At 47.1% G+C, this 22734-nt stretch carries 24 protein-coding genes and 1 riboswitch; of the genes, 21 read left to right on the top strand and 3 right to left on the bottom strand.

Annotation, left to right across the window (positions count from 1 at the left end):
* The first annotated feature begins 42 nt into the window (after window positions 1-42).
* Entirely contained in the window at window positions 43-1488 is a 1446-nt protein-coding gene (locus NSQ20_RS20820; protein WP_340030805.1) for a dihydrolipoamide acetyltransferase family protein, read from the top strand.
* A gap of 111 nt (window positions 1489-1599) precedes the next feature.
* Window positions 1600-2307 carry a lipoyl(octanoyl) transferase LipB gene (gene lipB / locus NSQ20_RS20815; RefSeq protein ID WP_100527200.1) on the top strand — a complete coding sequence of 236 codons (708 nt, stop codon included), beginning with the start codon at window positions 1600-1602 and terminating at the stop codon, window positions 2305-2307.
* Between the two features lie 26 nt (window positions 2308-2333).
* Here lipB and prli42 read toward each other — a convergent pair whose 3' ends face one another.
* Entirely contained in the window at window positions 2334-2435 is a 102-nt protein-coding gene (prli42, locus tag NSQ20_RS20810; protein WP_017687624.1) for a stressosome-associated protein Prli42, read from the bottom strand.
* Window positions 2436-2741: 306 nt separating this feature from the next.
* On the opposite strand from prli42, the gene NSQ20_RS20805 reads away from it, so the two are divergent.
* Window positions 2742-3875, top strand: coding sequence for a M20/M25/M40 family metallo-hydrolase (locus NSQ20_RS20805; protein ID WP_047843589.1), 1134 nt, complete (start codon window positions 2742-2744; stop codon window positions 3873-3875).
* 141 nt (window positions 3876-4016) lie between these two features.
* Here NSQ20_RS20805 and NSQ20_RS20800 read toward each other — a convergent pair whose 3' ends face one another.
* A complete protein-coding gene (locus NSQ20_RS20800; protein WP_100527202.1) occupies window positions 4017-4151 on the bottom strand; it encodes a Z-ring formation inhibitor MciZ in 135 nt (44 codons plus the stop codon).
* A 348-nt stretch (window positions 4152-4499) separates the two neighbouring features.
* On the opposite strand from NSQ20_RS20800, the gene NSQ20_RS20795 reads away from it, so the two are divergent.
* From NSQ20_RS20795 to sigF, 11 genes are all read left to right on the top strand, one after another.
* A complete protein-coding gene (locus NSQ20_RS20795; RefSeq protein ID WP_051447058.1) occupies window positions 4500-5093 on the top strand; it encodes an NUDIX hydrolase in 594 nt (197 codons plus the stop codon).
* A 2-nt stretch (window positions 5094-5095) separates the two neighbouring features.
* A complete protein-coding gene (locus tag NSQ20_RS20790) occupies window positions 5096-6316 on the top strand; it encodes an endonuclease Q family protein (RefSeq protein WP_340030804.1) in 1221 nt (406 codons plus the stop codon).
* Window positions 6317-6477: 161 nt separating this feature from the next.
* Window positions 6478-7107, top strand: a complete 630-nt coding sequence (spoIIM, locus tag NSQ20_RS20785) for a stage II sporulation protein M (protein WP_017687629.1) — start codon at window positions 6478-6480, stop codon at window positions 7105-7107.
* 107 nt (window positions 7108-7214) lie between these two features.
* Complete coding sequence (locus NSQ20_RS20780) at window positions 7215-7682, top strand: Fur family transcriptional regulator (protein WP_036607866.1); 468 nt, start codon at window positions 7215-7217, stop codon at window positions 7680-7682.
* Window positions 7683-7840: 158 nt separating this feature from the next.
* Window positions 7841-8083, top strand: coding sequence for a DUF4227 family protein (locus NSQ20_RS20775; RefSeq protein WP_340030802.1), 243 nt, complete (start codon window positions 7841-7843; stop codon window positions 8081-8083).
* A gap of 75 nt (window positions 8084-8158) precedes the next feature.
* The gene (locus NSQ20_RS20770) at window positions 8159-9049 is read left to right on the top strand and encodes a tyrosine recombinase (RefSeq protein WP_036607863.1); all 891 of its coding nucleotides are present in this window, start codon (window positions 8159-8161) and stop codon (window positions 9047-9049) included.
* Window positions 9050-9178: 129 nt separating this feature from the next.
* Window positions 9179-10003: a purine-nucleoside phosphorylase gene (locus NSQ20_RS20765; RefSeq protein ID WP_091018093.1), complete on the top strand. Its 825-nt coding sequence runs from the start codon at window positions 9179-9181 to the stop codon at window positions 10001-10003.
* Between the two features lie 250 nt (window positions 10004-10253).
* Window positions 10254-11429 carry a D-alanyl-D-alanine carboxypeptidase family protein gene (locus NSQ20_RS20760; RefSeq protein WP_091028867.1) on the top strand — a complete coding sequence of 392 codons (1176 nt, stop codon included), beginning with the start codon at window positions 10254-10256 and terminating at the stop codon, window positions 11427-11429.
* 144 nt (window positions 11430-11573) lie between these two features.
* Window positions 11574-11927, top strand: coding sequence for an anti-sigma F factor antagonist (gene spoIIAA / locus NSQ20_RS20755; RefSeq protein ID WP_017687636.1), 354 nt, complete (start codon window positions 11574-11576; stop codon window positions 11925-11927).
* Window positions 11924-12379 carry an anti-sigma F factor gene (spoIIAB, locus tag NSQ20_RS20750; protein ID WP_036672324.1) on the top strand — a complete coding sequence of 152 codons (456 nt, stop codon included), beginning with the start codon at window positions 11924-11926 and terminating at the stop codon, window positions 12377-12379. Before spoIIAA ends, spoIIAB begins: the two co-directional genes overlap by 4 nt.
* A gap of 14 nt (window positions 12380-12393) precedes the next feature.
* Complete coding sequence (sigF, locus tag NSQ20_RS20745) at window positions 12394-13149, top strand: RNA polymerase sporulation sigma factor SigF (RefSeq protein WP_036607856.1); 756 nt, start codon at window positions 12394-12396, stop codon at window positions 13147-13149.
* Between the two features lie 87 nt (window positions 13150-13236).
* Here the strand turns inward: sigF and NSQ20_RS20740 are convergent, their stop codons facing one another.
* The gene (locus NSQ20_RS20740; protein WP_340030801.1) at window positions 13237-14166 is read right to left on the bottom strand and encodes an EamA family transporter; all 930 of its coding nucleotides are present in this window, start codon (window positions 14164-14166) and stop codon (window positions 13237-13239) included.
* 108 nt (window positions 14167-14274) lie between these two features.
* Between NSQ20_RS20740 and NSQ20_RS20735 the strand changes: the two genes are divergently transcribed.
* The 7 genes from NSQ20_RS20735 to NSQ20_RS20705 all read left to right on the top strand — a co-directional run bounded on the left by NSQ20_RS20735 (window position 14275) and on the right by NSQ20_RS20705 (window position 22314).
* A complete protein-coding gene (locus NSQ20_RS20735; protein ID WP_340030800.1) occupies window positions 14275-15177 on the top strand; it encodes an AraC family transcriptional regulator in 903 nt (300 codons plus the stop codon).
* A gap of 845 nt (window positions 15178-16022) precedes the next feature.
* Window positions 16023-16679: a stage V sporulation protein AA gene (locus NSQ20_RS20730; RefSeq protein WP_017687642.1), complete on the top strand. Its 657-nt coding sequence runs from the start codon at window positions 16023-16025 to the stop codon at window positions 16677-16679.
* Window positions 16660-17088 carry a stage V sporulation protein AB gene (locus tag NSQ20_RS20725; RefSeq protein WP_026080996.1) on the top strand — a complete coding sequence of 143 codons (429 nt, stop codon included), beginning with the start codon at window positions 16660-16662 and terminating at the stop codon, window positions 17086-17088. The genes NSQ20_RS20730 and NSQ20_RS20725 overlap by 20 nt, the downstream gene beginning before the upstream one ends.
* 24 nt (window positions 17089-17112) lie before the next feature.
* Window positions 17113-18780 (top strand): spore germination protein, encoded by a 1668-nt coding sequence (locus tag NSQ20_RS20720; RefSeq protein ID WP_017687644.1) that lies wholly within the window; start codon window positions 17113-17115, stop codon window positions 18778-18780.
* 103 nt (window positions 18781-18883) lie between these two features.
* On the top strand, window positions 18884-20215 hold the full coding sequence (gene lysA, locus NSQ20_RS20715; RefSeq protein ID WP_017687645.1) for a diaminopimelate decarboxylase: 1332 nt from the start codon (window positions 18884-18886) through the stop codon (window positions 20213-20215).
* Window positions 20216-20463: 248 nt separating this feature from the next.
* Window positions 20464-20895, top strand: coding sequence for a peptidylprolyl isomerase (locus tag NSQ20_RS20710; RefSeq protein ID WP_017687646.1), 432 nt, complete (start codon window positions 20464-20466; stop codon window positions 20893-20895).
* A gap of 93 nt (window positions 20896-20988) precedes the next feature.
* Window positions 20989-22314, top strand: coding sequence for a hypothetical protein (locus NSQ20_RS20705; RefSeq protein ID WP_340030799.1), 1326 nt, complete (start codon window positions 20989-20991; stop codon window positions 22312-22314).
* A gap of 167 nt (window positions 22315-22481) precedes the next feature.
* Window positions 22482-22650, top strand: a riboswitch (FMN riboswitch).
* The last annotated feature ends 84 nt before the right edge of the window (window positions 22651-22734 follow it).

Raw genomic sequence — 22734 nt, 5'->3', positions numbered from 1 at the left:
TTTTTTGGATCGTTTAAAAGTAAAGTTTGGAGTGATAATCAAATGGCTGAACGTATGAAATGGATCGAGGTCATTATGCCGCAATTGGCGGAATCGCTGGTCTCGGCTACCATAGGCAAATGGTTGAAAAAACCGGGCGACCGTGTGGAACAGTACGAGCCGATCTGTGAAGTAATCACTGATAAAGTTAATGCCGAGATTCCATCCACTGTGGATGGAATAATGGGTGACCTTTTGGTGGAAGAGGGCACAACGATTGCTGTTGGTGAAGCAATCTGCCGCATGCAGGTCGCAGCTTCTGACGAAGAAGCGGCTGAGCAAGTAACACAAGTATCGCAGCAACAGGAGCAAGTGCAGCAACATGCGAGCCCCACTCCTCTTGCCGCGTCAAATACAGCAGGACATGATCCGAACCAGCCGATGCGTAATCGGTATTCCCCGGCAGTGCAATCCTTGGCAGCAGAGCATGGCTTGAACTTGCAAAGCATCCAAGGCACCGGTGCCGGTGGTCGTATTACCCGCAAAGATGTGCTGACATTTGTTGCACAGGGAGGTAACGTTGCTGGATCGTCTGCACCAGCATCATCTCCTGTAGCACAGCATACACCTTCTGGTGTGCCGTCTGCTTCTCCATTCAGCGGAGTGAATCGTGGAAATGGAGAAATGGGTTTAACCGCTGGAGAAGCGATCTCAGCGTCTGATGCAGGTGTTCCTGTGAGACATTCAGGCATTCATCTAACCGAAAGTCCGAAAATTCCACAGATCGAAGTGGAAGGTGGCGGCCAGGGAAGATCGGAGTATTTCATCGATGTTACCCCTGTGCGTAATGCCATTGCCCGGAATATGCGTCAAAGCGTATCGGAAATCCCGCATGCATGGACGATGATCGAAGTGGATGTAACCAATCTTGTGATGCTGCGCAATAAACTCAAGGATGAATTCAAGCGTAAGGAAGGCATCAATCTGACATATCTGTCCTTCATGATGAAGGGAGTCGTTAACGCGATTAAAGACTACCCAATCATGAACTCGGTATGGGCAGTGGACAAAATTATCGTCAAACGGGACATCAACTTGTCCATGGCGGTAGGAACCGAAGATTCTGTACTGACACCCGTAATCAAACATGCCGATCAGCGTAATATCGCAGGTCTGGCCCGTGAAGTGGATGAACTGGCTCGCAAAACACGTGAAGGTACGTTAAAGCTGGACCATATGCAAGGTGGTACGTTCACGGTGAACAACACCGGTTCATTTGGTTCGATCCTGTCCCAGCCAATCATTAACTACCCGCAGGCAGCCATTCTTACATTCGAGTCGATTGTCAAGAAACCAGTGGTTATTAATGATATGATCGCCGTTCGTTCGATGGCTAACCTGTGTCTGTCGTTGGATCACCGAATCCTGGATGGTGTAATCAGCGGACGTTTCTTGCAACGTGTCAAAGAAAACCTTGAAGGATATACCATGGAGACCAAGGTGTATTAAGTAAATAGTTGTCGGGAAAGTGTATGTGCCGGAGGCCGTGCACTTTTCCTGCTGTCTACGGACAGGTGCTCAATTGTACACTGAACCTGAAGCAGAAGGGTGTGGGGAATCATGAGCAAGCCGCTGGATGTTGCATACATACCAATGCTTGATTATGAAGAGGCTTGGAACCGCCAGAAAGCGATTGTGCAGCGATTGGACGAGGGCGAGGGAGCGGAGCAGATGTTGCTTTTACAGCATCCACCAACGTATACGATCGGCTCACAAAATCATCCGGAGCATCTGCTTCTCAGTCCGGAAGAGTTGCGTGAGCAAGGGATTTCTTTGTTTCAAATTGACCGTGGCGGTGATATTACTTATCATGGCCCGGGCCAGTTGGTAGGTTACCCGTTATTGATTCTTGGTCGGGATGAAGACCTGGATCTGCACGGCTATCTACGGAAACTTGAGCAGGTGCTTATGGATTATCTCGCAGACCAGGGCATTGAAGCTGGACGCAAAGAGGGTTACACGGGTGTGTGGATTGGCGATATGAAGATTGCTGCAATCGGCATCAAGTTTAATCGTTGCAAACACCGCCGCGGTTTTGTGACCAGTCACGGGTTTGCTTTTAACATCAGCTCAGGCATTCAACATGCAGGTTTTCAGGGGATTGTTCCTTGTGGGATTGAACAGTATGGCGTTACCTCACTGGAGGATATAACGGGCAAGTCCTATGCGGTGGAGCAAGTAGCGCAGGAGATTGTTCCGTACTTTAATCGTATTTTTCAATATCAAATTAATTGGGTCACGGAAAAAGAAGCCCTTCAACGTCTGTAAACAGGTCGTCGAAAGGCTTTAGGTTGCTATCCAAACAGCAACGGTTCGAGAGCTATGAAAAGGGTGGACCCGATCATGGCGATCAGCATGAGATAGATGATGATTTTGAACCATTTCTTTTTTTGCATTGATGAGAGAACTCCTTTCAACATAAAGTGTGTGTTCAAAAAGACTGGTTTTCAGTACCAAGAAGATGGGATGAAGCTAGAAATGGAGTAGCGGAGCGTAGGGAAAACTACGTGAGCAACCACAATGTTTCCAAAGGAAACATACTTCGTAAGCCTCCCGCTTATTTCGGCTGAATTCCATATTCGATGCTGATGATGCCGCGAGGCATCCTTCGTAATCAAAAGCGGACTTTTTGAACAACCTCATAAAGTAAACAAGCCATAGTAATTGTATTGTACCGTATCCACGAGAGGGAGGAAAGTCCTATGATTAAACAACAACGTGTTATCGATCAGTTCATGGAACTGGTGCAGATTGATAGTGAAACGAAAAATGAACAGAACATCTCCAAGGTGTTAAAAGAACAGTTTACAGATCTCGGGCTTCATGTCTATGAGGATGATACCATGGAGCAAACCGGACATGGCGCCGGAAACCTCGTCATTACTTGGGAAGCTGAAGGAACTGAAGGGGTTGCACCGATCTTTTTCACATGTCATATGGACACCGTGACGCCGGGACAGGGAATCAAGCCTGAACTGGGTGAAGATGGCTGGATCCGCAGTGATGGAACAACGATCCTGGGAGCAGATGACAAAGCAGGGATTGCGGCATTGTTTGAAGCGATTCGTGTGATCCAGGAAAACAAGATTCCACATGGTAAAATTCAATTTGTCATTACGGTCGGCGAAGAGTCTGGCCTGGTGGGCGCACGTGCAATGAATCCGAAGGATATCGATGCCGAGTTCGGTTATGCGCTGGATTCTAATGGAGCTGTAGGCACGATCTGTGTTGCTGCACCAGCCAGAGCTGAAATTCAAATGAGCATCTATGGTAAGTCCGCACATGCGGGCGTGAACCCGGAAGACGGGATCAGCGCCATTCAGGTTGCCGCAAAAGCTATTGCTGCGATGACACTGGGCAGAATTGATGATGAGACGACAGCGAACATCGGTAAATTCCAAGGTGGATCAGCACTCAACGTGGTATGTGACTTTGTACAGCTTGAAGCGGAAGCTCGCAGTATTGTGCAGGAGAAAGTTGAATTGCAGGTTGCGCAGATGCGTGACGCGTTGGAAACGACATGTCGCAAATACGGTGCAACAGCTGAATTCAGAAGTGAGATCCTTTACCCTGCATTTGGCTTCCATGATGAACACGAAGTTGTACAACTTGCACAGCGTGCCATCCGCAGTATTGGGCTGGAGACAAGTACGTTTGCTTCCGGTGGCGGCAGTGATGCCAATATCTTTAACGGATTCGACCTTCCAACAGTGAACTTGGCGGTAGGGTATGAGGATATTCATACAACCAAAGAACGTATTCGTGCCGAAGACATTGTGAAGTTATCCCAGGTAGTCGTAGCTATTATTCAGGAAACGGCAGCTGACAAGAAATAATATAGAGCACATGTTACCTCACATGTTGTTAGACAAAAGTCCGAACCCGGTTTGTACGGATTCGGACTTTTTGTGAATTCATGTTATATTTCAAGTGAGAAGACTCGTTAATTTAGGATCAAATTGAAATCAATGACTCATTCATTTGCGTCCAGCGAGGAGATCGATTAACTTGGCATCCGGGCCCCACTCGCGTAACCATTGTTTGAGTATGAGCTGTACTTGCCGTGCTTGTCCTACCACGTGTAAGGATTGAGGCGTCATATAACTATTCATTGAAAGTCCCCCTGATTCGTTTATATTTGCTGTGAGAGTTCTATACGCTCACCATATGCCCAAAATCAGAGATTTATACATTAATCGAATGTATAAATTGAGCTAATCCTTTACACAAGAACGGAGAGGACAGAAATAACCAAGAGAAGCGGAGCGTTCGCCTAAAAGCTTTCTGAAAGAAAGCTGCATCGTAAGCATAAGCTATCACCAAATTTTATCTATTAGAGAAACAAATCAAAAAAATCTGGGGATAACAGCGATCGAAGGGTTGTTCTGTCATCGGAGTGGTTAGTGTAAATATTTTTAGTCCATTTATATATAATCCTACGATATGGAGTTGAAGAACCAATGAAACCAAATCAATCTGCCCAATCCATCCACGCGGCGCAACCTGCCAATCCAAAACTAGATGAAGTGACCGTATCCACTAAGCCAATCTTCGAGGGCAAAGTGATTTCACTTCAAGTCGATACCGTTAAACTACCGAATGGCCAGACGGCTACACGTGAGATAATTCGGCACCCTGGAGCGGTAGCTGTACTCGCTCTGAATGGGGATCGCATGCTTGTTGTGGATCAGTATCGTCAGGCAATGGGACGCACCGAAGTGGAGATTCCTGCGGGAAAACTGGACCCGGGAGAAGAGCCGGAAGTTGCCGCAGCACGTGAATTGCGAGAAGAGACGGGATATGTAGCCAAGTCGCTGCGTCATTTGCGTTCGTTTTACACGTCACCGGGGTTCGCAGATGAGATCATTCATCTTTACATCGCTGAAGAGTTGGAAGCAGGGGACATGGCGCTGGACGAAGATGAATTCCTTGAAGTCGCCGAAATAACTCTGGAGGAAGCCTATGCGCTTATGGACGAGAACCGGATTAGCGATGCCAAAACGATGATGGCCGTGTACGCGTGGGACCTTTACAGAACGACAGGACGGTTCTAGGCATGCAAGACGAACTGGAAACGTCCACGACGTGGGAGCCCTGTTATACAGACCTGCATATCCACATCGGACGAACCTCTCGGGGTGAGGCTGTTAAAATCAGTGGCAGTCGTGATCTGACATTTGAGAATATTGCCCGGGAAGCATCGGATCGCAAAGGAATTCATTTGCTTGGTGTTATTGATTGTCATTCTCCGGTTGTACAGATGGATATCGAGCAATTGCTGGAGAGTGGTACCATGTCCGAGATTGAGGGGGGCGGTATTGCCTACCAGGACACCACCATTCTGTTGGGTACAGAGATTGAGCTGCGCGAGCCTGGAATGCGTGAGTTCCATATGCTGGCGTACTTCCGTGATCTGAAAAAGATGAAGTCCTTCACGGACTGGATGAAACGTTATATGAAAAATGTGAATCTCAGTTCTCAGCGGGTCTACGTGCCCGCTCTTGAGATGCAGGCGGAGATTAAGGCCCGTGGTGGACTTATTGTGCCTGCACATGTGTTTACACCGCATAAAGGCATCTATGGCAGTACGGCATCCCGTATGGGCGATGTGCTGGATACTAGTCTCGTGGATGCGGTAGAGCTGGGGTTAAGCTCGGACTCATCCATGGCAAGTTATATTCGGGAGCTGGATCATGTTCCGTTCCTGACCAATTCGGATGCCCACTCTCTCGGTAAGATTGGACGGGAGTATAATGAACTGCAAGTGGCTGCACCTTCTTTTGATGAGTTCCGTATGGCACTTCAAGGAGAAGCCGGCAGGAAAATTGCGGCCAATTATGGACTTAATCCAAGGCTGGGCAAATATCATCGTACCTACTGTGCAGCATGTGGCAGCATTATGGATGAGCAAGCGATGTCAGCAGAGCGCTGTCCGCACTGTGGCAGTCTGAAGCTGGTGCAGGGGGTGCTGGATCGCATCCTGGCGATCTCTGATCGAGAGAGTCCTCATGTTCCTGCAAACAGACCAGCCTATCATTATCAGGTGCCACTGGAGTTCATCCCGGGACTTGGCAAAGCCAAACTGCGCCAGCTACTGGACCATTTTGGTACAGAAATGAACGTACTTCATCGCACGCGTGAGGAAGAGCTTGCTGCAGTTGTTGGACCTGTGCTGGCAGGCTTGATTGTGGCTGCACGGAACGGACAACTGGAGCTGTCCTCCGGAGGTGGCGGTACGTACGGAAAGGTTGCTGTTCAGGAAAAAGCCTCGGAGTGACCGGTGTAAATAATCTTTAGTTCAACTCATATAGCTTTCGCTATACAGAGCTCCAATCTGGACAAGAAGTCATACAGGTGCATTCCGGTTCATAAGAATGACTATGAGGATGTAAATGAAAATCCTTGCAGCATGATACCGGAAAGGGGACTCGTACCTGTATGCGCTCTTCCTACTTTACATTTAAAGGTCAGACTTCGTTATATGTATTCGTGGCCGTCTTGTTTCTGGTCGGCGTCATTTTTGGCGCGCTCATGGTGAACGCATTGTCTCTCGAGCAACGTCAGGATCTGGAGGGTTATCTCGGTAATTTCTTCATGACCGTGCAGCACAGTGCACAAGTGACTGAAACCGGGGCATATTGGGACATTGCCATGCTTCATCTGAAATGGGTAGGTCTGATCTTTATTCTGGGTTTATCCGTCGTTGGACTACCCGGTATACTGGTTCTGGATTTTTTGAAAGGTGTGCTCATTGGATTCACAGTGGGGTACCTTGTTGGACAGTATTCCTGGAAAGGGCTGCTGTTTGCACTGGTGTCCGTGGCACCGCATAATCTATTTGTCATTCCGATCCTCCTGATCTGCAGTGTGGCGGCGATGACGTTCTCGTTATACATCATTCGCAATCGTGTTTTGATGCAGCGAACACCTGGTCGACAAAGGCCTTTTGCTTCATATATAGTGTTAACTTTGGTTATGGCTGCATTGCTGCTCGGCGTAGCGTCTTTTGAAACATGGGTTACACCTGCGATGATGCGTTGGGTCACGCCAATGTTACTACCGGCCTAACGTGCACCGTATAGTGTAAAATGTTGACTTTAATTACGCACTCCCCCTATAATGAAAAGAGTGGGTTAAGTTGCAGTGTGCAGTGATTTCCTAGGGGGAGGGAGAAAATGGAAGCACGGATTGATAAAATTAAGCAGCAACTACAGTCCCAAGGATATAAATTAACGCCCCAGCGGGAAGCCACCTTAAGAGTACTTCTTGAGAATGAAGAAGATCATCTGAGCGCAGAAGATGTATTCATGCTCGTTAAAGAAAAGGCTCCCGAAATCGGTCTGGCAACCGTGTACCGTACCCTCGAACTGCTGAGTGAGCTGCATGTTGTAGAGAAAATCAACTTCGGCGACGGTGTAGCGCGTTATGATCTGCGCGGAGATACATCCAAGCATCACCATCATCACTTAATCTGTGTTCAATGCGGAAGTATGGATGAAATACGTGAAGACTGGCTTGGACCGCTTGAAGAGCGTTTGGAGCGGGAATTCAACTTTTCGGTAGTAGATCACCGACTGGACTTTCATGGAATTTGTTATCGTTGCAAAGCTAAAAATGAACAGAAACCCAAAGATGAAGAATAACATAGCATATCTTCAAGCTCTCACCGGCGGTTTTGACGGGAGAGCTTTTTTGGCACCGGACATGATCTGGAGTTTCCCCCGAATGGCATAAACCTGTGTTTATGGACATACCCTGATTCAAGGACAATAACGGATTCGAATCAGGAGGGGACACGCCCATGATTATATCAGTGCGGAAAGGGCTCCGTTTTATTCGATTTATTATAGTTTTTGCCGCATTAGTTTATCTGTTCTATCATGTTCTGGATCTGTTTAATGGCTGGATCTCACCTGTGGATCAGTATCAGATGCCAACTGGCAATGCAATCAAAGTATTTCAGGAAACGGATTGGCCGGGTAATGGAGAAGGACGTCCTACGATGGCAGAGCGTCTCCGTTTGTTCTATTGGTACGGGGAGTAGCTTCGAACAGCCAGGGATGCAAATACGGGAGCAGTCTGCCAGAGCGGCAGATCTGTCAGTTGAGGAGCGTTGTACATGAAACAGACGATACACGCCTATGCCTTATACTTGGAAGATGATAAAGGGATGTCGAGCAGTACGCTTGAATCGTATCTCCGAGACGTGGACAAGTTCATTGAATTTGCAGATAAGGAATATGGCATACGCGAAGCCGATCAGGTCAGACGCACACATGTCGTCCTGTTTGCAGGTCAGCTCAAACAAGCAGGACGTGCCAATGCAACCATTGCCCGCAGCATCGTATCTCTGCGCTCCTACTTTCATTTTTTGATGCGGCGGGGTGATATTATACAGGACCCTACGTTTGATGTGGAAGCTCCCAAGGCGGACAAGACGCCACCACAGGTGTTAAGTATCCAAGAGATCGAACAACTGTTGACAGCGCCTGATACTCGTTCACCGCAGGGTGTGAGAGATCGAGCGATGCTTGAACTATTATATGCTACAGGCATTAGGGTCTCGGAACTGATTGCCCTTGACATTCGGGATGTTCAGCCAGGCATGCGCTTTATACGATGCGGTGGGGCGGGCAAGGAACGTATCCTTCCCATCGGTGCACCAGCAGCACATTGGGCAAGTGTATATGTGGAGGAATTCCGAAATAAGTTGCTCAAAACCGATTCGGACGAGCAGGCACTATTCGTGAATGTATCTGGTAGACGTTTAACCCGGCAGGGCTTCTGGAAGCTGCTCAAAAAAGCGGCGGTGGACGCAGGAATCTCGGAAGAAATTACGCCGCATACGCTGCGTCATTCTTTTGCAGCACACCTGATTGCCAATGGGGCGGATACACGTGCGGTTCAAGACATGCTGGGTCACGTGGAGCAGCCTGGACAACAATATGGCAATCATGGTCGCAAAACCATGAAAGAAATCTATGAAACCCATCATCCGAGGGCAAGATAGATTTTGACGCATGGCATTCACAAATAAATGCGAAACATTGGGCCGATTTAGGATAAAATAAATTGAATACATCCAAACGCCGTTATACATAAGACGGATCGTTTCAACTCAAGGAGGAACATACATCGCATGACAGCATTAAACCAACAAATGATTTCGGAAGCAGCATCTTATATTCAAAGCAAAAGCTCCATCAAGCCGGAAGTCGGTTTGATTTTGGGTTCAGGTCTTGGCGTACTGGCAGAACTGATTGAAGATGGCGTAAGTATCGCTTATCAGGATATTCCGCATTTTCCAGTGTCCACAGTAGAAGGACATGAAGGTGAACTTTTGGTCGGAACCATTAAAGGTCGTCCAGTCGTGATGATGAAAGGCCGTTTCCATATGTACGAAGGATATGGTCCGGAATTGACAGCTTTCCCGGTACGGGTTATGAAAGAACTGGGTGTAAGCAGCCTGCTTGTAACCAATGCTGCAGGCGGCGTGAATACGTCGTATGAAGCTGGAGATTTGATGCTGATCTCGGATCACTTGAATCTCACAGGCAAAAATCCACTGATCGGACCAAATGACGCTGCACTGGGCGTGCGTTTCCCGGATCTGTCGGAAGCATACAGCCGTCGTTTGCGTGCGCTGGCGAAGGATACGGCTGCATCACAAGGTTTTAACGTACGTGAAGGGGTATACGCAGGTATGCTTGGTCCGAACTATGAGACACCGGCAGAGATCAGAATGCTGCGTACATTGGGCGCAGACGCAGTGGGTATGTCCACTGTATCTGAAGTTATCGTGGCACGCCACGCAGGCCTGGAAGTACTCGGTATTTCCTGTATCAGCAACATGGCTGCCGGAATTCTGGACCAGCCGCTGTCACATGATGAGGTTATGGAGACGACGGAACGTGTGCGTGAGTCGTTCCTGGCGCTGGTATTGGCAGTTATTCCACAAATGTAAGCAAGATTTGAGTAGAGAAGGTTACCTCTTTGGATGAGAAATCATCGGGGGGTAACCTTTTTTTTGTTGTGTTGAACGTACGGTTACTCATTCCTTGAGTGCAGTGCGTTTTTTTGGCTATGACCACATTTTCAATAAAAGTTCGGGAAATCATGCTTTACATGGAATAATTTACTGAAAACGGGCCGACAATGATTAGCAGTACATGCATGGAACATGCAGTAAGCAAGTCATTTGAGGAGGTAACCTTGTGAAGAAAAGAATAATGGCATCGTTCATGACCCTTTGTATCCTGCTGTCCCTTTTGGCATCAACGGCATTAGCTGAAGAAACACCGAAGGCAGCGGGAGGAACTGACCTGGCGCCGTCGGCGCGCTCTGCGATCTTAATGGATGCAGATACGGGAACGGTCATTTATGAGAAAAACAGTCATGATCAACTGCCTCCGGCGAGCATTACAAAGATTATGACCATGCTGCTTACGATCGAAGCGATCGACTCGGGCAAGCTGAAGCTGACGGACAAAGTAAGAACGAGCGAATACGCAGCTTCCATGGGCGGTTCGCAGATCTTTCTGGAGCCTGGGGAAGAAATGACAGTTGATGATATGTTAAAAGGGATCGCGATGGCTTCGGGCAATGATGCCTCGGTAGCGATGGCTGAGAAGATCGCTGGCTCGGAAGAAGCCTTTGTACAGCTGATGAATGAGCGTGCGAAGGAGCTTGGCATGAAGGATACTCATTTTGCCAACTGTAACGGCCTCCCGGTCGATAATCATTATTCTTCCGCCCATGACATTGCCGTCATGAGCCGTGAGCTGTTGAAGCATTCCGGGATTACGAAGTACACCGGTGCATATCAGGATTACCTTCGCAAAGATACGGAAAAGCCATTCTGGCTAGTTAACACAAACAAGCTGGTTCGTTTTTATCAAGGGGCAGACGGTTTGAAAACAGGTTACACATCCGAAGCGAAATTCTGCTTGTCCGCAACAGCGTCCAAAGATGGACTGCGTGTCGTTTCCGTGGTACTTGGTGAACCAAATACCAAAACACGGAACAGCGAAGTATCTTCGATGTTTGACTATGCGTTTAGTCAATATACGATGAAGGCTCTCTACAAGGCAGGGGATCTGCTGGGCAGTCTGAAGATCGAAAAAGGCGAAGTTGCCGAGTTGCCTCTGAATGCCACGCAAAATTATAGTGTGCTGATGCGCAAAGGAGCCAAATCCAATGACATCCGCCATGAATTGCTGGTTGCCAAAGAATTGAAAGCTCCGATCAAGGCTGGGCAAAGTATAGGTAAACTGGTGGTTTACCAGGGTAACGACGTCATTAAGGAGTTCGACATTCAGGCTCCGCAGGATGTGAATAAGGCGGGCTGGTGGAAGCTGTTCAAACGTACAACGTCTAACCTGTTTGACTAAACGGCGATTTCTGCGAGTTGCACGTATCCTTCGAACATATTTTGTAGTTAAATAGGGGTTTTCTTCTAGTTTTGTCGGGGGGCAGGAAAAGCCTTCGGAAGCGTAGAAATCCTTGTTCTAAGACAGGGAGGAGAGTGAGCAAACGTGAACTTGCATGTGGAAATGGAACACCATCGCGGGATTCTGATTGTACGATTATCCGGGGAGCTGGATCACCATACAGCTGACATGGTACGGATGCAAATGGATGAAGCCATCCAGCGGAGACAAAGCGAGCATCTCGTACTCAGCCTGAAAGATCTGCAATTTATGGACAGTTCGGGTCTAGGTGTCATTTTGGGAAGATACAAGCTCATTAAGAATAAAGGTGGCAAGATGGTGGTCTGTGACGTCAATTCGCCAGTGTACCGTTTGCTGGAAATGTCGGGGCTGTTTAAGATTATGCCGATATACGAAAATGAGGGAACTGCTCTCTCAGGTCTGGAGGTCGTCTCATGAATGAAGGAACAGGGACAAATTTCATGAATCTGCAATTCGCGGCCAAGTCAGAGAATGAGTCGTTTGCACGGGTAACCGTTGCTGCGTTTATCTCCCAGCTTGATCCAACGATGGACGAGCTCAGTGACCTGAAGACGGTCATTTCCGAAGCCGTGACCAACAGCATCATCCACGGATACAACAACAACTCCGAAGGTGTGGTGTCCATCCAGGCCGAGATTCGGGAAGACATGATTACAATTATTGTGGAAGACCGCGGTGAAGGAATCGAAGATCTTGAACTGGCCAAGCAGCCGCTATATACGTCCAAACCCGAACTTGAGCGGTCGGGCATGGGCTTCACCATTATGGAAAACTTTATGGATGAATTCGAAGTCAGCAGTGAGCCCGGCAGAGGCACCTCCATCAAGATGAAAAAAAGGATTGAATCCAAGAAAGCATTGTATAATTAGGGGTTGGTGTTCTTATGGATGCTGAAGTGAAACCATCTTCACAGACCTATTTGGACGATGCCGAGGTCAAACGGCTGATTGCGCTCAGTCAGTCGGGTGACCATGTCTCACGGGATACGCTGGTGAACTGCAACATCAGACTCGTCTGGTCCGTCGTACAGCGTTTTATGAACAGGGGATATGATCCGGAAGATCTGTTCCAGATTGGTTGTATCGGTCTGCTCAAGTCAGTGGACAAATTCGATCTCAGTTATGACGTGAAGTTTTCAACCTACGCGGTACCGATGATCATCGGAGAAATCCAGCGATTCCTGCGGGATGACGGTACCCTGAAGGTCAGTCGTTCACTGAAAGAGATGGCGAATAAAGTCCGCAAAAAAAGGGACGAATTGTCCAAACATCTGGATCGTTTACCAACGATTAAGGAAGTTGCCGCAGAGCTGGGGGTAACCCCGGAGGAAGTCGTATTTGCCCAGGAAGCGAACAAACCACCGACCTCCATCCATGAGACGGTATTTGAGAATGACGGTGATCCCATTACGTTAATGGATCAGATTGCCGATGAGTCTCAGGAACGTTGGTTTGACAAGCTGGCCCTGAACGAAGCCATCGGTGGTCTCAGCGAGCGGGAGCGGTTAATCGTTTATCTTAGGTATTACCGGGATCAGACCCAGTCCGAGGTAGCTAGCAGGTTGGGTATATCTCAGGTACAGGTATCACGTCTGGAGAAAAAAATACTGCAATCCATCCGCGACCAGATCGCGCAGTGATTTCGTGGGTTGCAACAACAATATTGGTGCATATACACCAATATACGACAACTAACAACCTTCTATCGCGCATTATGGCGAGGGAGGTTATTTGTTGTTAATACGGGGAGATCCCAAACGATTGGACTGCATGACCAGCATCATGCCAAGAATACATGCCATACCAATCCATTGATAGAATCCAAAAGGTTCATGGAGCCATATGACGGTTGTTCCAACAGCAGCAAGCGGCTCTGCGCTCCCGAGCAGGCTAGTTTCCTGGGGTGTAAGACTTTTGAGACTCGCAATATAAAACCAAAAAGCAATCATGGTTCCAAAAAGGATCGTAAATATCAAATATCCGTAGGTTTCAAGCGTGATGTTAGCAAAATTCATTTTCCAGGGCGGCTGAATAAAGCTCATTCCCAAACCACCGATGATCATAGCCCAGCCGACCACAACAAGTGAATCGAACTTTTTAATCAGTTGCACGGCATACAGCGTATAAAATGCAGCTGAAACCCCAGATAACAGGCCCCATATCACTGCAAGCGAGGAGACAGATAACTGCGTAAGCGAGCCATTAGTGAGCAAGAGAAAACACCCACTGAGAGCCAGAACGGCGCATGCAAGGTCATTGCGTGTGAGGACAGACTGCTTACGGAGTGCGATGTAAATCATGATCATGACAGGGGACAGGTACTGCAGGAGTGTAGCCACTGCTGAATTGCCGTGTTTAATGGATGCCATGTACGTATACTGAACGGCGAGCATGCCCACCAATCCGAAAATGATCATCTGCCCAGCCGTTTTTTTATTTCTCCATACATCAAAAATCTGAAATCGTCCATGTGTAAACGATTGAATAACCAGTAATAGTAACCCGGCAATCAATAATCGTACAGTGACATACCAATTGACCTCAATTCCATCCAGTTGAAACAGTTTTTGAGATACCGTACCCCCAATGCCCCAGCAGATGGCTCCCGTCAGAACGAGTACGATGCCTGAAATTTTGGGTTTTGCAGAAGTTGTCATTCTTGTTCGCCTCACCTTAAATATAAGAATAGTGTTATATTAAGGAGAAACGCGATACATTTATATCAATATTACACTTAAAAATATAACTATATTGAGATGAGGGCCATGCAGAAGATCGAATTTATCATTGATCAACATTTGAAAGAAATGACGCAACACCGTACCGATACATTATCTATAGCTTGTTATGAGACAACCATTGTTCAAAATGTTCACAGACATATTCCTCTCCACTGGCATGATGAATTGCAGTTTGTTGCCGTTCTTCAGGGTACGGCGTTGTTTCATATAAACGATCAAAAGATGATTTTGTCCAAAGGTGACGGGATTTTTATCAACAGTGGAATAATGCATATGGCCGAAGATCACGGGGTGAGCGAGAACTGCATTTATTTATGTCTGAATTTGTCCCCACACGTTATCATGCCTTCGGATTTGTATATAAAGTACGTACATCCATATGTAACAGCAACTAATTTGCCTTTTCTGTATATCGAAAGAGCTAACGCTTGGGGAGAACAGATCTTGGATGCTGTTGCACGGATTAGAAAGGAGCTAGTGCACCAAGTTCCTTTTTACGAAGTGAATGTTGCTTCTGCGGTGCTTAATATGTGGAAACTGCTGATTATGAACGGATATTCTCTTGAACATGATCCATCAGAGATGAGCAGAAACAACCGAATGAAAGACATGTTGCAATGGATTAATCTCAATTATGCCGATCCAATTAAGCTTGAAGATATTGCAAAGGCTGGACAGTTAAGTCGATCGGAGACATGCCGTTATTTCAAGCAAATCCTGAAAACCACACCCATGCAATATGTGATAGAGTACCGCATCCAAAGAAGCATTGAACTATTGCAATCCTCCAAGCGTAGCATCACCGAAATTGCTTATGAGGTCGGTTTTAACAGCACGAGTTATTACATTAACCAATTCCGCAAAACAATGAATTCAACCCCTTTACGATTTAGGAAGGGAATTGAACAAAAGAGAAAAAGAACATAATTTTTGAGTTCTTGTACATGATCCATGAACCTAACTACCAATACCGAAGAGTCGCCCATACGGCGACTTTTTTTGATATGTAAAATAATGCTTCACACTCAGTTGCGCCTCAACCCGGTCACAAGGAGAGCGTATAAAGTAACCCCAAAAAGCTCATCTTTCATTTCCTTCCTGCCACCTCCCCAGCATATTTATTACAAACGTTTGAAAACGGGAGGACGAGGGGTAGCGTAGGGATGGAATCGGTCAAAAGGAGCGAAGCGTGAGGGCTCACCTAAGGATACATAAGCAACGCAGGCGGCAGATTAGACCTGAAGAAGCGAAGCGTGCGCCTTTGTCTCCAAATTTCTAAACAACTGTAGTCTAGACGGTCCCAGAAGACAACTCCAAAGTCATAGAATTTGCGCAAAATAACCCCAAAAAGCTCATCTTTCAATTCCCTTCCTGCCACCTCCCCAGCATATTTATTTCAAACGTTTGGAAACGGGAGGACGATGGGCAGCGGAGGGATGGAATCGGTCGAAAGGAGCGAAGCGTGAGGGTTCATCTAAGGATACATAAGCAACGCAGGCGGCAGATTAGACCTGAAGAAGCGAAGCGTTCGCCTTTGTCTCCAAATTTCTAACACTTAGAAATCAATAAAAAGAATTTGGAGACAACAGCGATCAGAAGGTTGGTCTGCCGTCGTAGTGTCTGCGTGTATCCTCCCCCCGAGCAACAGCGACCAATGACCGATCCATCCCGCAGCGCCAACTCAGCCTTCCACCTTTTTTCCAACCCGTTTGTAATAAATTTGCACATTCTTCAAATACTAACCTAAATTACGCAGTAAAGGAGTGCTATGGATGTCCCAGACACCCACTCCAATGGTCTATATTCGTCTGCGCAGCCGTATTCGCATCCAGAGGGGCAGAGCAGTCAAGCTTGGAGACATTGCACATGTACTGACCTCTTCAGAAGACCAAGAGGGCAGGCTATTGGAGCTTGAACTGCTAAGCCCTGGACCAGAGGATGGCAATCTGATCCTCATTGATATATTGCAGATTATTCCCCAAATTCGGCACATCTTGCCGGAGGTAAGTGTGGAACTGATAGGATCAGGCCATACGTTGGTTGAAGTCATTGCGGGAAATGGTCAACCTTCCAAGTCTCTGTTCATATTGGTTTGGCTGCTGCTGTTCTTCGGATCGGCCTTAACCATTATGAATTTTCATGCCGATGTGAACATGCAGGAAGTACAGATTCGTATTGTGGAGATGCTTACTGGGCATCGGGACGAACATCCCTATCTGTTCCAAGTGGCGTATTCCATTGGCATTGGATTCGGAATGGCAGTATTTTTTAATCATTTGTTCAAGAAGAAGTGGAATGAGGAACCTACCCCGCTGGAAGTAGAGATGTTCCTATACCAGCAAAATGTAGATAAATATGTGGTGATTGAAGAAAGTGAACGGATGCACGAGCAGGAACGCAGGGAGATGAATGCGGATGAGCGTTCTTAATGGAGCAATCAGCATTGTATTGGGTATTGCAGGGGGGATTGCCGTAGGGAGCGGCGTAATTGCGCTCATTCTGGTGCTCGATATGATTCCCAGGTTGGCTCAACTTACGCAATCGTATGACAAAACTCACTGGTACGAAGGGGCGCTAATTGGTGGTTCACTGCTCGGGACGGTGGCGGATTTCTGGCACTGGAAGATGCATGGGGTGCTGCTGCTCAGCCCGATCGTTGGTTTGTTCTGTGGCGTGTTCATCGGTCTGCTCGCCGCAGCGCTCACCGAGGTGCTTAATGTACTGCCCGTGCTAGCCAAACGATTGGGCATGAAACCTTATTTGTTTGGATTACTGCTCGCCATGATTTTGGGCAAAATGACAGGTTCCCTGTTTGATTTTTTCATATATCAGCGGTAACTCGTGGCCATAGGAGGATGGAAGATGGATGAACGAACGGAGCACACAGGCCAGGAAAATAGTGAAGGTATAACGGAAGAGATGTTACACAAGTCTGCTTATGAGATTCAAAAGGAAGAAGAGGAGAAAGCGTACAATAAGAAAAAACAAAATGAGATGTCCGACAGCATTGAGGAATCCGTACAATATTGGCAGGAAAACGATGACATCTCCCCACGCATGAGTGAGAACAGATATACACTGCAACAGGTACTGGGGCTTGGAGAATCGTTCGACGTGAATATGAGGGAAATGGTTCTGGGTGGCAAGCACGTCGGATTGCTGATGATTACCGGTTTTGCGAAGGATGAGATTTTGCTTGAAGTGTTAAAAAGATTGACCTATCTCACACCGGATGACGTGTCAGGACACGCGCTCAAATCCTATTTCGAATGTTACATTCCCCATATTCAGGTAGAAAAAGTCGAGAAGATGAGTGCGGTCATCAACAAGGTTCTTACCGGGATGAGCGCAATGTTCGTTGAAGGAGACCGCTCGGTCTTAATTATGGATACCCGGAGTTACCCGGTTCGTTCACCAGAAGAACCTTCATTGGAAAGGGTAGTCCGAGGTTCCAGAGACGGTTTTACCGAAACGCTCTTGACCAACGTGACCTTAGTGCGTCGCAGAATACGCGACCCTGGACTGAAATTTGAGATCATGCAGGTGGGGCGGAGAACACAAACCGATGTCTGTGTGGTGTATATTGATGATATTGTGGATAAAGTGCAGGTGGATTCTGTCCGGGAAAAAATTCAGCGAGTGGATATTGATGGTATTCCGGCCGCCGACAAACAGCTGGAAGAAGCGATTATCAACAAGGGATGGAATCCGTTCCCACTCGTTCGATATTCCGAGCGACCAGATGTTACAGCTTCTCATTTGTTGGAAGGACGAGTTGTCATTTTTGTAGACACTTCCCCGAGTGTGATGATTCTGCCTACGACCTTCTTTGACCTGTGTGAACATGCGGAGGAGAACAGACAGACGGCCTTAATGGGAACGTATTTACGATGGGTCCGTTTTGCAGGGATTCTCATCTCGTTGTTTTTGCTACCACTATGGCTTCTGATGGTTATTGACCCTTCGATTAAACCGATGGGACTTGACTTCATTGGTCCGCAGGAAAATGTAAAGCTACCGCTGATTCTACAGTTTCTACTGATCGAACTGGGCGTCGATTTATTACGGATGGCAGCGGTTCATACGCCTACACCTCTGGCATCGGCTATGGGCTTAATCGCGGCCATTCTAGTCGGGGATATCGCGGTGAAAACAGGATACTTTGTCAATGAGGTTGTGCTCTATATGGCCATCGCAGCCATCGGTATGTTTGCCACGCCGAGTTACGAGTTGGGTCTCGCCAATAGGCTGGTCAGGCTGGTTCTGCTAGTCGCTGTTGCGATATTCAAGGTTCCGGGATTGGTCGTGGGCTGTACATTGCTCATATTGGCGCTCACCGTTCACCGGTCGTATAATTCTTCGTATCTCTGGCCTTTTATACCGTTTAATGCAAAGGCCTTGGGCAACTTTTTATTCCGGCTTCCGCTGCTGGAAAATAAAAAACGTCCATCATTCAATAAAACCCGTGACAACACCAAAATGTCTGATGATCCGGACGGAGAACTGCAAAAAAGTAAAAAACACAAATGATCTTCCGAAAAATCCATTCATCTCGCTGCCTAATTTGATATACTGGTGTAAAATCATTGGAATATCAATTGTTCCAGTATATAAAAAGTGAGGAATGCAGATTATGTATTTACATGGTACAAGTAAAATAAATGCGCAAGGGCATCTGGAGATTGGCGGAGTTGATGCAACAGATCTGAAAGAACAATTTGGAACTCCCCTGTACGTTGTGGACGAGCAATTGGTTCGCGAGCGTTGCAGAGAGTACATGGAAGCATTCCGTGCTTCAGGATTAGGCTTCCAGGTTGCTTACGCAAGTAAAGCATTCTGTGTAATGGCGATGTGTGCCCTTGCAGCTGAAGAAGGACTTTCCCTGGATGTTGTATCTGACGGTGAACTGTTTACTGCACTGCAAGCAGGATTCCCGGCTGAGCGCATTCACTTCCACGGTAACAACAAAACGCTGGAAGAGATCGAAATGGCTCTTGATGCAGAGATTGGATGTTTTGTTGTTGATAACTTCAATGAATTGCATCTGTTGCAGGCTGTAGCAGCGGACAAAAATCGTAAAGTAAACATTTTGCTTCGTGTGACGCCTGGTGTTGAGGCACATACGCATGAATATATTTCCACAGGTCAAACGGATTCGAAATTTGGATTCGATATCGGCAATGGTACAGCATTTGAAGCGATTGACTTGGCTTCCAAGCAGTCTAACCTGGTATTGCTCGGTGTGCATTCCCACATCGGTTCCCAGATCTTCGAAGTTGAAGGCTTCCAGATGGCGGTTCAACGTGTTGCTGAATTTGCAGCAAGTGTATATGAGCGTCTTAATGTTGCTTTCAAAGTGGTTAACCTTGGTGGTGGATTCGGAATCCGTTATATCGATGGAGATACGCCACTTGAAGTTGCACAATACGTGAAGGCTATTACAGATGCCGTTAAAAATCATTTTGCTCAAATCGGCTATGCCGTACCTGAGATCTGGGTTGAGCCAGGCCGCAGCATCGTGGGTGAAGCGGGAACAACGCTGTATACTGTTGGAACAAGCAAAGACATCCCAGGCGTGCGTAAATACGTTGCCGTTGATGGTGGTATGACCGATAACCCACGTCCTGCTTTGTATGAATCCAAGTATGAAGCCGTGCTTGCCAATCGTGCGAATGAGGCTGCTCAGGAAACCGTATCTGTTGCGGGTAAATGCTGCGAGAGTGGCGATATGTTGATCTGGGATCTGGACCTGCCAAAAGTAGAAAGTGGCGACCTACTCGCTGTAGCTTGCACAGGTGCGTATAACTACTCCATGGCGAGCAACTACAACAGGATTCGTCGTCCGGCCGTTGTATTTGTCAAAGACGGTCAAGGAGATGTCGTGGTACGCCGTGAGACGTATCAAGATATCATCCAGAATGACCTGGTACCTGCGCGCATTGGAAAACAGCCAGTAACTCGCTAATTCGTCAAAAGATAATGCGATTCTGCATTATTCAAGATATAGGGATTTTGCAGTTGAAGCAGATGAAAAAGGACCTTCCTTTTTTGTCTGCTTTTTGCGTATTTGAGCTAAATCATGAAAAAAGTTGCCGTTTTTTTTGCGATCCAGACATTTTCGGTGTACACTAAGAAAAGTGCTGTAATGCTTGGCCCAGGGTCATGCGTTCTGGCACCATTAACGATGGTCAATACGAAAGGAGTCATTTACATATGGCGAAACAAGCGAAAATTAAATTGGCAAACGGCGGAGAAGTTCTGATCGATCTGTTCGATCAAGAAGCTCCAAACACAGTAGCAAACTTTGAGAAACTGGCTAATTCCGGTTTCTACAATGGTCTTACATTCCACCGCGTTATCCCGGGCTTTGTAGCTCAAGGCGGATGCCCTAACGGTAGCGGTGCAGGTGGCCCAGGTTACACAATCAACTGTGAAATTAACCCGAACAAACATGAGCGCGGAACACTTGCTATGGCACATGCTGGCCGTAACACAGGTGGAAGCCAGTTCTACATCTGCTACCAACCGCAACCACATTTGGATGGACAACATACGGTATTTGGTAAAGTAACTAAAGGTATGGAGTTCGTGGATGCTTTAGAAGGTAAAGACAAAATGGAAACTGTTGAAGTTGTAGAAGCTTAATACCTTCACCTTAACTGGATCCAAACATGAAGTGCTTCTTTTATAGAAGCACTTTTTTTATTTTTACATACTTGAAATCGGTGATTAGAAAGGATGAATAAAACCTTGGATATGGTTACTCAGCTAAGCTTGTTAAAACAAATTTATAGTGAGCGCACGTTGTGGGATGAAGAATTGCAGGCATCGCGCCATGTCGTTCCGGATAGTCTATCCGTAAAGGATCGAGAAGCGCTTGAGGCAGCCGGGCATGAACCGAATCGCTTTGTACGTCCGCAACATGATGAAACGATTGCTGAGCTGAAAAAAGTTGCGAATCAATGGACGATCAATGATGCAGCGCAGGCCTTTGTATCCTCTTTGTGGTCAGCACCCATGATCTGGCGTTCGTTGCTTACGGGCAAGCTTATTGCGAGCAGTATGCCAAGCCATGAACATACGCCATATCCATCTTCGAACACTTGTAAGATCTGCGGATTAAGTGTAGATCAAGCAACCGACACAACGCTGCAATGGTATTGGCGGATGACCAATGGAACCCCGTTGGACGGTGATCCTTTTGGATGCGTGTTGGCACTTCGAGAGCTGGCTACCGCACAGGAGCTTCCAATACCCAATGAGTACGACCGCTGGACATTCCGTGCGGTGTTAACGGTGCTGCGCGAATTACCTCCCAAAACACGTTACAGCAAGGCAGCAGTAGCGCTCAAGAAGGAACGTCTTTTGCCTACACAGAAGGAATATGCCTACCGTGATTTACTTGAGACGTTAGCTCTGATTGGCATATTGGATACGCCGGAACATCCTGGAATGATCACGGAATTCACCTCTTACATGCAGCGTGACGCACGCCCCAATGTGCGGGTGGAAGTGCAGGCCCCTCTGGCGTGGTGGGACTCATCTGTCGGAATTAATGAGAACAACCTGAACAAGATATTTCATGATTTTGATCTGAATAACATATCACTTGCGGATAAGCCTGGTGAGAGTCCAGCTGTAAAGGACACGATCTTAGGGGCATTGGAGAAAAAGAGAAGTGTTCGCGGAAAAGTACCAAAGGCATCTCCTGATGCAGGTACCGGGGAGGTACAGTCTGGCGATGTGTATGCTGTTCGGGTCCGGGAAGGTGTATGGGTGACTGTATATTGTCATGAAGTCAGAGACAAGCGCGTCATTGTCGAATATCTGGATGGAGTCTTTCCAGAGATGCCGGGTAAAGCAGATTTGCATGGGACGTTTCGACCGAGAGCGAATGGACGCTGGAAATGCTCGGCTATAGCGATTGATTCCACAAGTTGGGTCAGAAGGGTGGCAAGAGAGTTCCCGCTTCCGACTTCGCCCCTGCAAGAACCTGACCGCACTCCATTTCATAATGCCAAAGAATTAAAGCATATGGCGAGCTGGTGTTTTCCTGATATGTAGAATGATACGATGGGTGTGAAATGGGCCTCCAAGCAAAAACCGTGCCTCCTTGAGAGGAAGCGGTTTTTGTTGTTTCTTAGCTTATTAAAAGTTAGTATGTGACAAAAAGGAACAAAAAACAATTGATTTTTTGGCATTAAAGTGCTAACATCCAAGTAATAACGAAAGCAATCCTTCAGGGCAGGGTGCAATTCCCTACCGGCGGTGATGCAGGAAGTGTAAGGACCTATGTGTCCAGCACTTGATGCAAAGTCCGTGACCTGTCTGCCATTGGCAGATGGCTGATCTGGTGTAATTCCAGAACCGACAGTATAGTCTGGATGGGAGAAGGAGAGGTGCAGACCTAACAGGTTTGCATTCAGCAGGAGTATTGCTGCACAGTCACGATTTGTGATGTCTTGCACTGTGCAGGGAAGATCC

The sequence above is a fragment of the Paenibacillus sp. FSL K6-1122 genome (genome assembly GCF_037977015.1).
In the GTDB taxonomy this organism is placed as follows: Bacteria; Bacillota; Bacilli; order Paenibacillales; family Paenibacillaceae; genus Paenibacillus; species Paenibacillus amylolyticus.
Note: the sequence above shows the minus strand (reverse complement) of the source record. Positions and strands in the feature narration are given on the sequence as shown.

Excerpts from the sequence above, each read along its gene's own strand:
- NSQ20_RS20705 (WP_340030799.1), top strand. The coding sequence starts at position 20,989 with ATGAATAAAACCTTGGATATGGTTACTCAGCTAAGCTTGTTAAAACAA.
- NSQ20_RS20790 (WP_340030804.1), top strand. The coding sequence starts at position 5,096 with ATGCAAGACGAACTGGAAACGTCCACGACGTGGGAGCCCTGTTATACA.
- prli42 (WP_017687624.1), bottom strand. The coding sequence starts at position 2,435 with ATGCAAAAAAAGAAATGGTTCAAAATCATCATCTATCTCATGCTGATC.
- NSQ20_RS20795 (WP_051447058.1), top strand. The coding sequence starts at position 4,500 with ATGAAACCAAATCAATCTGCCCAATCCATCCACGCGGCGCAACCTGCC.
- NSQ20_RS20780 (WP_036607866.1), top strand. The coding sequence starts at position 7,215 with ATGGAAGCACGGATTGATAAAATTAAGCAGCAACTACAGTCCCAAGGA.
- NSQ20_RS20775 (WP_340030802.1), top strand. The coding sequence starts at position 7,841 with ATGATTATATCAGTGCGGAAAGGGCTCCGTTTTATTCGATTTATTATA.
- NSQ20_RS20765 (WP_091018093.1), top strand. The coding sequence starts at position 9,179 with ATGACAGCATTAAACCAACAAATGATTTCGGAAGCAGCATCTTATATT.
- spoIIAB (WP_036672324.1), top strand. The coding sequence starts at position 11,924 with ATGAATGAAGGAACAGGGACAAATTTCATGAATCTGCAATTCGCGGCC.
- lysA (WP_017687645.1), top strand. The coding sequence starts at position 18,884 with ATGTATTTACATGGTACAAGTAAAATAAATGCGCAAGGGCATCTGGAG.
- NSQ20_RS20805 (WP_047843589.1), top strand. The coding sequence starts at position 2,742 with ATGATTAAACAACAACGTGTTATCGATCAGTTCATGGAACTGGTGCAG.
- NSQ20_RS20770 (WP_036607863.1), top strand. The coding sequence starts at position 8,159 with ATGAAACAGACGATACACGCCTATGCCTTATACTTGGAAGATGATAAA.
- NSQ20_RS20730 (WP_017687642.1), top strand. The coding sequence starts at position 16,023 with ATGTCCCAGACACCCACTCCAATGGTCTATATTCGTCTGCGCAGCCGT.
- spoIIM (WP_017687629.1), top strand. The coding sequence starts at position 6,478 with ATGCGCTCTTCCTACTTTACATTTAAAGGTCAGACTTCGTTATATGTA.
- NSQ20_RS20800 (WP_100527202.1), bottom strand. The coding sequence starts at position 4,151 with ATGAATAGTTATATGACGCCTCAATCCTTACACGTGGTAGGACAAGCA.
- NSQ20_RS20710 (WP_017687646.1), top strand. The coding sequence starts at position 20,464 with ATGGCGAAACAAGCGAAAATTAAATTGGCAAACGGCGGAGAAGTTCTG.
- NSQ20_RS20720 (WP_017687644.1), top strand. The coding sequence starts at position 17,113 with ATGGATGAACGAACGGAGCACACAGGCCAGGAAAATAGTGAAGGTATA.
- NSQ20_RS20740 (WP_340030801.1), bottom strand. The coding sequence starts at position 14,166 with ATGACAACTTCTGCAAAACCCAAAATTTCAGGCATCGTACTCGTTCTG.
- NSQ20_RS20820 (WP_340030805.1), top strand. The coding sequence starts at position 43 with ATGGCTGAACGTATGAAATGGATCGAGGTCATTATGCCGCAATTGGCG.
- NSQ20_RS20725 (WP_026080996.1), top strand. The coding sequence starts at position 16,660 with ATGCGGATGAGCGTTCTTAATGGAGCAATCAGCATTGTATTGGGTATT.
- lipB (WP_100527200.1), top strand. The coding sequence starts at position 1,600 with ATGAGCAAGCCGCTGGATGTTGCATACATACCAATGCTTGATTATGAA.
- sigF (WP_036607856.1), top strand. The coding sequence starts at position 12,394 with ATGGATGCTGAAGTGAAACCATCTTCACAGACCTATTTGGACGATGCC.
- NSQ20_RS20735 (WP_340030800.1), top strand. The coding sequence starts at position 14,275 with ATGCAGAAGATCGAATTTATCATTGATCAACATTTGAAAGAAATGACG.